The sequence below is a fragment of the Chrysiogenia bacterium genome (genome assembly GCA_020434085.1).
GTDB lineage: Bacteria > JAGRBM01 > JAGRBM01 > JAGRBM01 > JAGRBM01 > JAGRBM01.
This window is the reverse complement of the sequence record JAGRBM010000044.1, coordinates 1-12,071: the sequence shown is the minus strand read 5'-3', so window position 1 is coordinate 12,071 and position 12,071 is coordinate 1. Positions and strand designations below refer to the sequence as shown.

General features: G+C 63.2%; 12 protein-coding genes. 10 read left to right on the top strand and 2 right to left on the bottom strand.

What is annotated here, in order from left to right:
- Positions 1–3 precede the first annotated feature (3 nt).
- On the top strand, positions 4–672 hold the full coding sequence (locus KDH09_01325) for an LON peptidase substrate-binding domain-containing protein (GenBank protein MCB0218309.1): 669 nt from the start codon (positions 4–6) through the stop codon (positions 670–672).
- 198 nt (positions 673–870) lie between these two features.
- Here KDH09_01325 and KDH09_01320 read toward each other — a convergent pair whose 3' ends face one another.
- Positions 871–1,143 carry an HU family DNA-binding protein gene (locus tag KDH09_01320; GenBank protein ID MCB0218308.1) on the bottom strand — a complete coding sequence of 91 codons (273 nt, stop codon included), beginning with the start codon at positions 1,141–1,143 and terminating at the stop codon, positions 871–873.
- Between the two features lie 455 nt (positions 1,144–1,598).
- A complete protein-coding gene (locus KDH09_01315; protein ID MCB0218307.1) occupies positions 1,599–2,552 on the bottom strand; it encodes a hypothetical protein in 954 nt (317 codons plus the stop codon).
- A 224-nt stretch (positions 2,553–2,776) separates the two neighbouring features.
- Here KDH09_01315 and KDH09_01310 point away from each other — a divergent pair, with 224 nt between their 5' ends.
- The 9 genes from KDH09_01310 (at position 2,777) to KDH09_01270 (ending at position 11,830) form a co-directional block, all read left to right on the top strand.
- Complete coding sequence (locus tag KDH09_01310) at positions 2,777–4,291, top strand: tetratricopeptide repeat protein (protein ID MCB0218306.1); 1,515 nt, start codon at positions 2,777–2,779, stop codon at positions 4,289–4,291.
- A gap of 234 nt (positions 4,292–4,525) precedes the next feature.
- The gene (thyA, locus tag KDH09_01305; GenBank protein MCB0218305.1) at positions 4,526–5,407 is read left to right on the top strand and encodes a thymidylate synthase; all 882 of its coding nucleotides are present in this window, start codon (positions 4,526–4,528) and stop codon (positions 5,405–5,407) included.
- Positions 5,407–5,913 (top strand): dihydrofolate reductase, encoded by a 507-nt coding sequence (locus KDH09_01300; protein ID MCB0218304.1) that lies wholly within the window; start codon positions 5,407–5,409, stop codon positions 5,911–5,913. Before thyA ends, KDH09_01300 begins: the two co-directional genes overlap by 1 nt.
- Positions 5,910–7,256, top strand: a complete 1,347-nt coding sequence (locus KDH09_01295; protein MCB0218303.1) for an AarF/ABC1/UbiB kinase family protein — start codon at positions 5,910–5,912, stop codon at positions 7,254–7,256. Before KDH09_01300 ends, KDH09_01295 begins: the two co-directional genes overlap by 4 nt.
- A gap of 50 nt (positions 7,257–7,306) precedes the next feature.
- Positions 7,307–8,080, top strand: a complete 774-nt coding sequence (locus tag KDH09_01290) for a Stp1/IreP family PP2C-type Ser/Thr phosphatase (GenBank protein ID MCB0218302.1) — start codon at positions 7,307–7,309, stop codon at positions 8,078–8,080.
- 100 nt (positions 8,081–8,180) lie between these two features.
- Complete coding sequence (locus KDH09_01285; GenBank protein MCB0218301.1) at positions 8,181–8,984, top strand: Stp1/IreP family PP2C-type Ser/Thr phosphatase; 804 nt, start codon at positions 8,181–8,183, stop codon at positions 8,982–8,984.
- Positions 8,985–9,020: 36 nt separating this feature from the next.
- Positions 9,021–10,406 (top strand): serine/threonine protein kinase, encoded by a 1,386-nt coding sequence (locus KDH09_01280; GenBank protein MCB0218300.1) that lies wholly within the window; start codon positions 9,021–9,023, stop codon positions 10,404–10,406.
- Positions 10,399–10,767 carry an SCP2 sterol-binding domain-containing protein gene (locus KDH09_01275; protein ID MCB0218299.1) on the top strand — a complete coding sequence of 123 codons (369 nt, stop codon included), beginning with the start codon at positions 10,399–10,401 and terminating at the stop codon, positions 10,765–10,767. Before KDH09_01280 ends, KDH09_01275 begins: the two co-directional genes overlap by 8 nt.
- 181 nt (positions 10,768–10,948) lie before the next feature.
- Positions 10,949–11,830, top strand: a complete 882-nt coding sequence (locus KDH09_01270) for a universal stress protein (protein ID MCB0218298.1) — start codon at positions 10,949–10,951, stop codon at positions 11,828–11,830.
- The last annotated feature ends 241 nt before the right edge of the window (positions 11,831–12,071 follow it).

Genomic DNA, 12,071 nt, shown 5'->3' with positions numbered 1-12,071 from the left:
GCCATGAAAGCCGTACCCCCTATCAGCGATCCTAACGTCTACTCGGTGCTCGTCCTGCCCGAGACGGTGCTCTTTCCCAAGGTGACGATGACCGTTGCCCTGATCGAAGAGCGCGAGCACCTGCTCGTTGAGGATCTGGTGGCCGGGCTCACCCCCGGACGCGAAGTGCCCCCGCGGCTGGTATTCTCCCTCTGCCAGTGGGATTCCCAATATGCCGAGAAGCTGCTGCCCAATCCCATCGCCACTCTTGCTGAGCTGACCGACTGGGAACTGGGCGGCGCCTACGAACGGCGCATCGAGCTCAAGGGAATCGAGCGGGTCGAGCTGGGAAAGATCATGCAACAGGACCCCTTCGTGCGCGCACGGGTCGAGCCGCTGGGGGCGCCGGGTTGGTCGCGTCCCACCCGCGGCAAGTCACTCAGCCAGGCGACCGAGGCGCTTCGCAAACAGGCGCAGAACCTGGCCTTCGGCAAGGACGAGCCGGCAGCGAAGTTTCTGCTCAACACCCTGGAGTGGATTACCGACCCGGGCGTGCTCGCCGATTACGTTGCCCACCACCTGGTGAGCGACTGGTATCTTAAACAGGAAATCCTGGAAATGGTCGACCCGGCAGAGCGCGTGCAGGCCCTGCTGGAGGTGCTGGGAACCGGCAAGGACCGGCTGGCGCGCTGAGGGTGATGGGCGCGCGGCAAGCCGTACCCCTGCCACTGCCTGCAGGGGTTTGGCTTGCCAAGCCCCCCTGTGTCGCAAACAAAAACCCCGCTCCAGGTGGAGCGGGGTTTCTTTTGTGCCCTGAAAAATCGGGAGCCGCCGCAAAAAGTAGGTGAGGGCTATTTGTTATCAGATCGCGGCGACCCCCGAAACAGTGAACTAGAGGCTCTTCTTGAGAGTCGGCGAGGGCTTGAAGCCAACGGTCTTGGAGGCCGCAATCTTGATGGACTCGCCGGTCTGCGGGTTGCGACCCTTGCGGGCCTTGCGCTTACGGACGGTGAAGGTGCCGAAGCCGGGGAAGGAAAAGCGCTTTTCCTTCTTGATGGCCTTGGCCATCTCTTCGAACGCCGCGTCGACGACGCCTTCAATGGCCCGCTTGGAAAGGCCCGAGTTATTCTTCGCTACGGATTCAATCAACTGTGCTTTCGTCATGAGATCTACCCCTTCAGAGAAATGAACTTGCCCATACTAAGAAAAGAACAATGCCAGCCGACCGCGCCCCCAATTGGTGGTGATTGGGTGGGAACTTCCTTGGGAAAGAAGGTTTGGGTTGGAGACGAGGCCGATTGGCATTGCTTTTACCACGGTTAAAACCACTCAGCTCATATATGGTGCCAGTGCATGTATGGCAACGTATGGCTATCGAATGGCCCGATTATATAAGTCCCCTGCAAACTGTCAAGGGTTTTCTTGCATAAGTTGAAAAATAGGGGTTTTGGGAGCGGGCGAAGCGCGCAACCCATGCGCGCTCCCCCAACCTTGGGGGAGCCGTCCGGCGGCGCCTTACGCCGGCGACTGAGGGGGCCATGCGACGTGGCTGGGCGGAACGATCGGAGGGCGAGGCATGCCTCGCCCCTACACAGTTTCCGTGATCGCGCAGCCGCGCGCTACTGCTGTGACTTGATTGCGCTGTAGCTGGTGACGAGTTCCTTGCGCAGGTCCTTGCCCAGCGTGCGAACGCACTGGGCGACCTTGCCCTCGGTGTCGGAGAAGATGAGCGGTTCGGCCAGCGTGCAGGCCGCCTCGGCGCGCACGCCCTTGCCGCGCATGCGCAGGACGAGATCGCTGCTTCCTCCGGCGCAGGGAAGCAGCAGCGCCTCCCACGGGCCGGGCGCGCCCTCGAGGTTCGGGGAGAAGAGCAGGATCTGTGCCAGGCGGCTCAGCGCGCCCTCGAGCACCGCCTGGGCGGCGGGCTCGCCAAAGTGCTCGGCGCAGACTCCCTGGTAGGCGCCCTTGCGCTGGAACTTCACGGTGGGCGCGGGTTCGGGGGCTTTGCCCTCACCTGCATGAACACGCCGGTAGGCCGAGTGGAGCTCGGCGGGCAGCTCGGCAGCCACACCCTGGAAGAGCGGGTTGCGGAGCATGGCCGTGTCCTGCGCGCCGGCGCTGCCGCCCACGTATTCGCGGCCCGAGCTCACGTCGAACCAGTCCCCGATGTAGGGCCGGGTCTGGCCCGCGTCCGTGAGGCTCCAGAAGGCCAGCGCCCGGTAGTCCCAGCGATAGCGGTCTTCGCCCTGGTCGGGTGCGGGGCTCGCCTCCCGGTAGGAGAGGATGGTGACCGAGAGGACCGGCCAGGTGGTCACGCCGGGCGCGTGGGAACGCAGGCGGTAGGGAAGCGGGGAGTCGAAAAACGACTTCTTCCCGAAAATCATGAAGGTATGGCAATCGGTATCGCCGCTGCGCTCGCTCAGGGTCTCACAGCTCAGCGACATGGCAATGCGCTGGGTGCGCGCGCTTGCGGGGCGCGCGCCTGAAATGGAGAGCAGCGGGAGCGTCAGGAGGCAGAGCGCAGCGGCCAGCCAGCCGGGTCGTTGAATCTTGATCATGGTGGATTCAGCCATACTTTGTTTCCCGCCATTCAGGCAACTTCCGAGCGATTTCCCGGCCCGGGCGTAACCCAACTCACAGCATGAACTTGCCCAGAAATGTCTAATCATTTCAACGGTGTATTGTTTCCGCGCCGGGGCTGTGACACTCTCGATGGAGCTGCCTGTCCGAAGATGGGACGATGGGTAGATCCGGGAGGGAAACCGGCAGCCGCAGGCGCGCCGGGACTGGGACCTGCATGGCTGAGACCATTCGACTGGGCGACTTGCTCGTAAATGCCGGCGTGATCGATGGCGCGCAGCTTCGTTCCGCGCTGGCGGAGCAGCAGAAGTGGGGCGGCAAGCTCGGCGCGCATCTGGTGAAGATGGGATTCACCGACTTCTGGACCATCTCCCGCGCGCTCGGAAAGCAGTTCGGCCTTCCCGCATTCAACCCGCGCACCGAAGAAGTCGATCTCACCCTGCTCAAGAGCGTTCCGCAGAAATTTGCCCTCGAAAAACACTGCCTGCCCGTGCGCCGCAACGAGCGCAGCATCGCCGTGGCGCTGGCCAATCCCGCCGATCTGATGGTCTGCGACGACGTGGAGGCCATGCTCTCCAAGAAAGTCGAACCGGTCGCCTGTTGTGAACAGGATTTACTCGAATTGATTGACCGCGCGTATCGTGCGCTAGAATACGGACAGGAAATTCTGATTCCGGAAGACGAAAGCGCGGCGCCGGCCGAGGTCCGTGTGGGCCCGACCGAGCGGCAGATCGACTTCGACGACGACGAAGAAGAGCTGCCGATCCTGCAGACCGAGAACGAGCAGGCCGCCGTCGACTTTGACAGTTGGGACGACGCGTCCGCGAGCCCGCCACCGCCTGCACCGCCGCCGCCCGCGGCACCGCCGGCCCCGGCGGCCGCGCCACCTCCACCGCCCGCAAAGGCCCCGGCGCCCGCGCAGGCAGCGGCGGCGACATCACAGAGCGGAGCAGCAAGCATGAATGCCGGCGAGCTCAGACAAGTCATTCTCTACGATCGCGACCCCGGCGTACTGCGCGAGCAGCGCCTGGCCCTGCGCCGCGAAGGCTACGACGTGCGCGAGACCCAGCAGCACGACCAGGTCTTCCAGATCATCACCCAGTTCGTTCCCCACGTCATCGTGCTCGAGGTTTCCGCTGACGAAATGGCGGGCATCGCCGTGGCGAAGAAGCTCAAGGCCAGCAATCGTTTTGGCGCGGTTCCGGTGCTGCTGACCACCGACAGCTTTCGCGGCTGGCGCGGATGCGCCGATCTGCAGGAACTCAGCGGCGCCAACGCGGTGCTGGAAAAACCGGTGAGCAACTACGACCTGCTTGCCACCATCGACGGGCTCCTGAGCGCCGAGGGCTCGGCCGCCGATCGCGCCGCCGAGGCCGAGGCCCAGCGCCTGCTGGCCGAGGGGCAGGGGCATTTCGAGCTGGGCGAGTTCGACCAGGCGGCGGTGTGTTTTGAGCAGGCCGTTGAATACGATGAATTCCTCGCGCCGGCCTACCACGCACTGGCCAGCGTCTATGAGCGCCAGAAGAAGATCTACAAGGCGATCGAAGCCTTCGAAAAAGCGGGCGAGCTCGAACCCAACAACTTCATTGTCTTCAAGAATCTCTCGCTCATCTATGAAAAGCTGGGCTTCAAGCGCAAGTGCTACGAAGCCTTCGAGCGCTCGGCCCGTTGCTGTCCCAACCCCCGCGTCAAGGACAAGATCAAGGCCCACCTGGCCAAGCTGATCGACTGACGGCACCGACGGTGAAATCCGTTCGTCCTGAGGAACCGCGGAGCGGCGTCTCGAAGGACGAATCGATAGCCTCAATCGTCAGCGGCCCATTCAACCCTTCGAGACGGCCCTTTCGGGCCTCCTCAGGGCGAACGGGGATGGTAGCTCCCTTCCGCAGTTGGCCACGCCCGGCGCGAGCGGCTATGACCTCCAGTCTTGTGAGCGCGTGACTTTGAGGCAGCGGGAGGAGCGTCCGTGAAGGTCTATCTCGATACGGTTCGGGAAGTGTTGGAGAAGGGTACCCGGAAGGAAAACCGGACGGGCGTCGATACCATCTCGACCTTCAACATCAACTATGAGATCGACCTGCGCGAGGGCTTTCCGCTGCTGACCACGAAGGAAATTTCGTGGAAGAACATCGTCGTCGAGAACCTGTGGTTCCTCTCCGGCGACACGCACATTCACCTGCTCAAGAAACACAACTGCAAGTTCTGGGACCCGTGGGCCGATGAAGACGGCAAAGTGCCCAGCGCCTATGGAAACTTCTGGCGCCACTTCCCCGTGCACACTCCGGAGGGCGAGCCCGCCTTTAACGACCAGGTCCGCTACGCCATCGACGAGCTCAAGCGCAACCCGATGAGCCGCCGCCTGGTGATCGTCGCCTGGGCGCCCGGCAATGCGCAGACCAGCGCGCTGCCGCCGTGCCATGCGATGTGGGTGCTCAACACCCAGCTCGACGAAAAGGGCGAGCCCTACCTGTGTCTGCACCTCACGCAGCGAAGCTGCGACGTGGCGCTCGGCGTGCCTTACAACATTGCAGGCTACGCCTTCCTGCTCGAACTGATCTCTCACTTCAGCGGGATCCGCCCGGGCATCTTCGCGCACACGCTCATCGACGCGCACATCTATACGAAAAAGCCGGACGGCAGCATGGCCGAGTATGACCACATTCCAGGGCTCGAAGAGCAGCTCAAGCGCGAGCCCCGCGCACTTCCGAAGCTCACGATCGATCCCTCGCTCAAGGATCTCGACGACATCCATGCCCTGCTGGACAAGGACACGCCCGAACTTCTCGAGAAGTTCAAGCTGGAAGGCTACGACCCCTATCCGGCGATCTCTTTCAAGGTCGCTGTCTGATGGCGCGTCGGATCGGCATGATCGTTGCGATTTCGCCCGAAGGGGTGATCGGCGTCGACGGCAAGATTCCCTGGCATTACTCGGGCGACTTCAAGCGCTTCAAGGCCCTGACCATGGGTGGCACGCTCATCATGGGGCGCAACACGTGGGCGAGCATCGGCCGCCCGCTTCCGGGAAGGCGCAACGTGGTGGTGACTTCGCATCCCGAGCAGGTGAAACATCCCGACGTGGAATGTTTCGCCGACCTGGATGCCGCAGTTGCGAGCTGCGAGAACGATGGCTGCGAGGGCGGCATCTGGCTCATCGGCGGCGCGGGCATCTATCACGCGGGAATGGAAATCGCGGACTTTATCGACGTAACCTACGCGCCTGACCACATCAAAGTAGAGGGCGCGGTGCGCTTCCCTGAAATCGACGAAACGATCTGGGAGCGCGGCGAGCTGCACTCCATTGAAGGCGAGCCGGCGCTCAAGCAGGCGACCTTTACCCGGCGGAAAAACACATGACCCTGATTCGTTTCTTCATCATCAGCTTCCATCTGTTCGAGCAGATGCTCCGCTACGCCTTCTTCCGCACGGGCTATGCACTCTTCGTGTGGGATCGCGAGAAGCTGCGCGCGAAGGTCGAGCGGCTGCGCGCCCTGTGCTTTACCGATTTCTTCCGCAACCTTGGCGCGACCTTCATCAAGATCGGCCAGATTCTCTCCTCGCGCCCGGACATCCTGCCCGAATACATCATCGACGAACTCAAGCTGCTGCAGGACCAGGTGCCGCCCTTCGATTTCGTGCATGTTGAACAGACCTTCAAGGAAGATTTCGGCAAGGGCGTCGACGAGGTCTTTGAGAAGATCAACCGCGAGCCCATCGCCGCCGCATCGATTGCGCAGGTGCACGAGGCCTGGCTCTCCGACGGGCGCCACGCGGCAGTGAAGGTGCGCCGCCCCGACATCGAGCGCGGCATGGAGCGCGATCTGTCCGTGTTGCTGGGGCTGGCCTGGGTCTTCGACCGGCTTCCCTACCTCAACGTGCTGCGCCTCTCGCCGCAGGTTGAGTCCTTCGGTGAGGCCATTCGCGCCCAGCTCGACTTCACCCGTGAGGCTGAGAACAACCGCCGCTTCGACAAGCATCTCAAGGAGATGGAATTCGTTCACTTCCCGGAGATTTACGACGACTATTGCACGGGGCGCATCATCACCATGGAGTTCGTCACCGGCAAGAAGCTCGACGAAGTGCTGGTCGATCCGCCCATCGAACGGCCGGTGCTGGCCGAGCGGCTCTTCGATTTCTACTCCGAGATGATCTACGGCCACCAGTTCATCCACGCCGATCTGCATCCGGGCAATGTGTTGATCGATGAGCGCGGCCACTTCACCCTGCTCGATACCGGGCTGGTGGTGGAGATGCCCAAATACTACGTGAAGCGCTTCCTGCGACTCGTGCTGGCGACGGCCACCATGGACGGGGCGATCCTTCTGAAGACCTACCTCGAAGACCGTGAGGGCGAGCCCCTCTCGCCCGAGACCCTGGCGGAGGCGGAAACCGAAGCCCTCGAGATCTCCAAGCAGTTCCAGGGCAAGACCGTCGCCGAGCTGGAGTTCGGCAAGATCATCTTCGAGATGTTCGCCCTGCTGCGCAAGTACCACATCTGGATGGAGCGGGAGCTGACCATGATGTTCGTCTCCGACATCACCGTCGAGGGGATGGCCAAGGCGCTCGACCCCGATTTTGACATGCCCAGCTTCTTCCAGCGCAAGGGAATGAAATACATCGCCAAGATGGACTGGCTCAAGCCCGAGGATTTCGTCTTCAAGTTCTACCAGCAGCCCTCCAATTCGCCTTCGGGTTCATGACGCGACCGCATATGGCTTCGCGGCCCGCGATTGCATAGACTGGCCGGACCGTGAAGTTTCAATCCTTTGGCATCACCGACACCGGGCGTGTGCGCGAGCACAACGAAGACGCCCTTCTGACCAACGACAAGCTTGGTCTTTTCATCGTTGCGGACGGTCTGGGCGGTCACAACGCCGGCGAGGTGGCCTCCAGGATGACCACCGAGGTGATGGAAAGCTTCACGAAGAAGGCCCTCTCCGGCGACGAGATCACCTGGCCCTACGGCCCCCAGGCGGACCTGACCCGCGAGGAGAACATCGTCGCCTCCTCGATCCTGCTGGCCAATCGCGAGGTGGCCGACTGCGCGGCCAGCGAGCCCGAGCACATGGGCATGGCGACCACGGTGGTCAGCCTGCTCATCCACGAGGGTGAGAAGAGCACCGACGCCATCATCGGCAATGTGGGCGACTCGCGCATCTACCGGCTTCGCGGCAGCGAGTTCGAGCAGATCTCCGAGGATCACTCCCTGGTGGGCGAGCAGTACCGCGCCGGGCTGCTCACCCGCGAGCAGATGGACACCCACCCCCAGCGAAACATCATCACCCGCGCCGTGGGCAGCCGCGACGAGCTCGAAGTGGACATCTTCTCGGTGGAGATCGAGAAGGGTGATCTCTTCCTGCTCTGCTCGGACGGGCTCAATGGAGAGCTCTCGGATGCGGCCATGTGCCAGATCCTGCTCGACAACGACGGAAGCCTGAAAAAGGCGGGCAAGGCCCTGGTGGACGCGGCGCTTGAGGCCGGTGGGCGCGACAACGTGACCATTGTGCTGGTGAAGGCCTCCTGATTCGCACAATTTCTCCAAAAACCTCTGGAATTTCGGCCCTTTTCTTGACGCCGTGAGCCTGTGCTGAAAAGAATGGAAGCGCTGCTACTACGGTGATTCCATGAACGATTCCGATAATTCTCCGGCCGCGACGGCGCCCCGGATTCGCGCCGAGGGGGCGAGCGACACAGGCCTGGTGCGGGCTCACAACGAGGACTACTACCTTCTCGTGCCCGAGCACCGGCTCTTTCTGCTCGCCGACGGTATGGGCGGCCACAACGCCGGCGAGATCGCCTCGCGCGTGGCGCTCGAATCGGCGCGCGATTTCTTCATCCGCACCGTGGAGCAGGCCGACGTCACCTGGCCCTATCCGCTCCAGCCGGGCATCTCTCTGGAGAGCAACCGCGTCCTGACCAGCCTGCGGGCGGCCAATTCCCGCGTGCTCGAAGAAGCGGGCAAGGACTCCGAGCGCACCGGCATGGGAACCACCGCGGTGGCGCTGCTGATCGCCGACGGGAAGTTCCACATCGCCAACCTGGGCGACTCGCGCGCCTACCGGCTGCGCGGGGGCGAGCTCACCCAGGTCACCCGCGACCATTCGCTGGTGGCAGAGCAGGTGGCCGCCGGCGCCATCAGTGAGGCCGAGGCCGAAGCCTCTCCCTACAAGAACGTCATCACCCGGGCCTGCGGCATTCGCGAGGGAATCCTCCCGGACATCTTCATCGATGAAGTGCAGCCCGGCGATATTTTCGTCATGTGTTCGGACGGGCTCAGCAACATGGTCAGCGACCTGAGCATCGCGCAGGTCGTCGACGCCCACCGCGGCGACCTTGCCACGGCCTGCTGGGCGCTCATCGAAGAAGCCAACAAAGCCGGCGGCGAGGACAACATCACCGTGGTGCTCGTGAGCGTGGACGCCATCTGAAACATTCGCTGATTCCTCGGGGGCGGGGCAGTCGCATTGCAGAGTCTTTCCGTATCAAGCCGTTACCGGGTCATCCGCCGACTGCACGTGGGCGGCATGGCCGAGGTGTTTCTGGCCGTCTCCGAGGGCACGATCGCCCGGCGGGTGGTGATCAAGCGGATGCTGCCCGAGCTGGCGCGTCTTGAAGAGATGCGCCTGCGCTTTGCCGAGGAAGCCCGGCTCCTGAGCCGCCTTGCCGGGCCGGGCCTGCCCGCTGTCTACGACGCCGGCGAGGACGAAGAGGGCCCCTTCCTCATCGAGCAGTTCATTCCCGGTCTTAGCCTGCGCGAGTTGCTCGATGCGGCCGGGCCGCTGGGTTCCCCGGAGGTCGCCGCGATCCTTGTCCAGGCGCTCACGATTCTTTCCAGGCTCCACGAGGCCCGAGACGAATCGGGACGACCGCTCGACTTCGTGCACCGCGACCTGGCTCCCGAGAACCTGCTGCTCGATCCCGAGGGGAAGCTCTGGCTGCTCGACCTTGGCATCGCCAAGAGCCGCGAGAGCCAGGTACGTACCCAGGCGGGCATTCGTCAGGGGCGGGCGGCCTACATGGCGCCCGAGCAACTGCTGGGCCGCAAGGCGCTGGCAGCGAGCGATCTCTACGCGCTCGCGCTGGTGGGCGCCGAACTCAGCGGAGCGCGCCTGGCAGGCGTGCCCGTTCACGGCGACACCACGCCGGCAGCCGAGATCGAGCGGCTCGCCCGGATGGAGGCGGCCGAGCGCGCGCACTGGCCGGATGAGTGCGACGCGGAACTTCGCGCGGTGATTGAACGCTTGCTCACTTGCGATCCCGCTTCCCGAGTAACGCACGCCGGGGCGCTTGCCGCGCTCGATGAAATCGCGGAGGCTTCTGGTTTGTCTCGCCGCGTCATGGAGGCCCTCGATGCCGCCGGCGCCGAGGGGCGGGCAAGCCCCCGGACCGCCGTGCTCCCCGGGGGTATCGCGGGCTCTGAACCGGTGAAAAAAAGCGCCGTCGGGCGAAAAAAAGTGGCCTTCGGGTTGGTGGCGCTTACCGCCCTGGCGGGCGGAATCTGGGGCCTGAACCGGGGCGAGATCGCGCCGGAATCGCCTCCCCGGAGCACTTCCGAATCTGTCAAAACCGCTGTAATTCCAGAGGGTAAAGTCCCGGTCCGGGTGGAACTGCCGGAGCCCGGCGTCTTTGCCCTGTATCTGGACGGCAGGGCCCTGGGCCAGGCCTCCGGGAGCCGGTCGATCCAGGTCGATCCGGGGACCCACACGCTCCTATTGACTGAAGAGTCAACCAACCGCTATTACCGGGAGGACTTCCTCACCCGGCTGGGGGAAACGCGGCTCGTCCGGTTTCCACTGGGATGGGAGGGAGACCAAGAATCCACTCAGCAAGGAGAGAAGGAAGATGAGTGACATCAAAGAGCGTATCAAGAATGCGACCCCCAAAGAGTTTTATGAGACGATTCTCGTCGAGCAGTTCGAGGCCGACGCCTCCAACGCCGACAAGCTTGAGGGCTTTGACTGCGTGATCCAGTTCAAGGTCACCGGCGACAACGGCGGTGAATGGGCCATGCACATCAAGGACAAGACCCTCAAGGTCAACGAAGAGAGCCACCCCGAGCCCAGCATGACCATGGAGCTGAGCTACGACGACTGGAAGGCCATGAACACCGGCGAGCTCAACCCGCAGCAGGCGTTTATGGAAGGCCGCATGGTCATCTCCGGCGACATGAGCCTTGCCATGCAGCTTGGCCAGCTCATGAATCCTTCCTGATTCAGCCAAATACTGCATCTGGAGAATCCCGCCTGCCGGCAACCCCGGCGGCGGGATTTTTCTTTGGAGCCACTTCTTCGGGGTCGGGAATGGCCAAGGCCGCCCTCAGGTGGCAGAATGAGGCCACCTGAAAGAGAAGCCCGCGAGGGCAGCTCAAGACGACCGGGGGGCCGCCAAGACCATGACCGAAATCCTGATTCCCTACGATTTCTCCAAGTACGCACGCCGCGCGCTGGCGCTGGCCATCCAGGGCTATCCCTTCGGCAAGGGCAAGGTACTCAAGGTCCACCACGTGATCGACGAGCACCTCTACGAGAACATCCTTTCGAAGAAAGCGATCCCCGACGAGGAGATCATCGTCCAGGCGCTCAAGGATGAGATCGAAACGGTGAAGGCCAGCCTTCCCGAGGGAACCGAGATCCCCGAGATTGTCGTCCGCGCCGATCGCGGCAGGCCTGCCAAGGAAATTCTCGAAGCTGCCGCCGACTCCAACGCCGTTGGCATCATGATCGGCGGACAGGGACACGGCGGCGTGAAGGAACGCGTGCTCGGCCGGACCGCGCTTCGCGTGATTCGCGAGTTCGAGGGCGACGTCTACGTCGTGCGCGATAGTTTCGATGGTTTTGTGGTTCCTCGCCGCCTCTGTTGCGCAGTCGACATGAGCGAAATTTCTGCCAAGGCGCTCAAGGAAGCCGCGCGCCTGGCCGACGAGAACAAGATGGGCTTCTCGCTCATCAAGGTCACGGCCAACCCCTACATCCCCTATCTTCAGCGCGTGGCCAGCGATCTCCACGACGAGGAAGCCATTCGCGAGCTTCGTGACGAGGATATGGCGCGGCTCAAGAAGTTCGAGAAGGACACCCTGGGCCAGGAACGCGCCGACACGCACAACGTGGTCTTCGGGTGGGTGGCCGACACGATCATCTCGCAGGCGCAGGCCCTCAACGCCGGCACCATCGTCATGGGCGCCCGCGGCCTCTCGGCGATCAGCCGCGCGCTGCTCGGATCGGTGACCGAGGGCGTGATTGCCCGTGCGCACATCGACGTGCTGGTGGTTCGCTGATTCGTTGGATCTCCTTTCGGGTTTACAATTTCAAAATTTTTTTCTTGTGGTGAAGAGCCCTTACGGCGGGGCGCGAGAAGCCCCATCATTCCCTGCTCCCCCTCCGGGGGAGCAGGGATGGTTGGTTTCCCGTAGCCCACCCGCTCCGCCAGCGCCCGGCTCCGCGACAAAATCCAGCGCGCGGCCTGGAGCTGCAGCGGCGCCGGTCCATCGAGCAGCGCCAGAAAGATGCTCGCCGTGG

Bases quoted from the DNA above. Each gene is read 5' to 3' on its own strand.
- KDH09_01310 (MCB0218306.1), top strand. From the start codon at position 2,777: ATGGCTGAGACCATTCGACTGGGCGACTTGCTCGTAAATGCCGGCGTG.
- KDH09_01300 (MCB0218304.1), top strand. From the start codon at position 5,407: ATGGCGCGTCGGATCGGCATGATCGTTGCGATTTCGCCCGAAGGGGTG.
- KDH09_01270 (MCB0218298.1), top strand. From the start codon at position 10,949: ATGACCGAAATCCTGATTCCCTACGATTTCTCCAAGTACGCACGCCGC.
- KDH09_01315 (MCB0218307.1), bottom strand. From the start codon at position 2,552: ATGGCTGAATCCACCATGATCAAGATTCAACGACCCGGCTGGCTGGCC.
- KDH09_01275 (MCB0218299.1), top strand. From the start codon at position 10,399: ATGAGTGACATCAAAGAGCGTATCAAGAATGCGACCCCCAAAGAGTTT.
- KDH09_01285 (MCB0218301.1), top strand. From the start codon at position 8,181: ATGAACGATTCCGATAATTCTCCGGCCGCGACGGCGCCCCGGATTCGC.
- KDH09_01320 (MCB0218308.1), bottom strand. From the start codon at position 1,143: ATGACGAAAGCACAGTTGATTGAATCCGTAGCGAAGAATAACTCGGGC.
- KDH09_01325 (MCB0218309.1), top strand. From the start codon at position 4: ATGAAAGCCGTACCCCCTATCAGCGATCCTAACGTCTACTCGGTGCTC.
- KDH09_01295 (MCB0218303.1), top strand. From the start codon at position 5,910: ATGACCCTGATTCGTTTCTTCATCATCAGCTTCCATCTGTTCGAGCAG.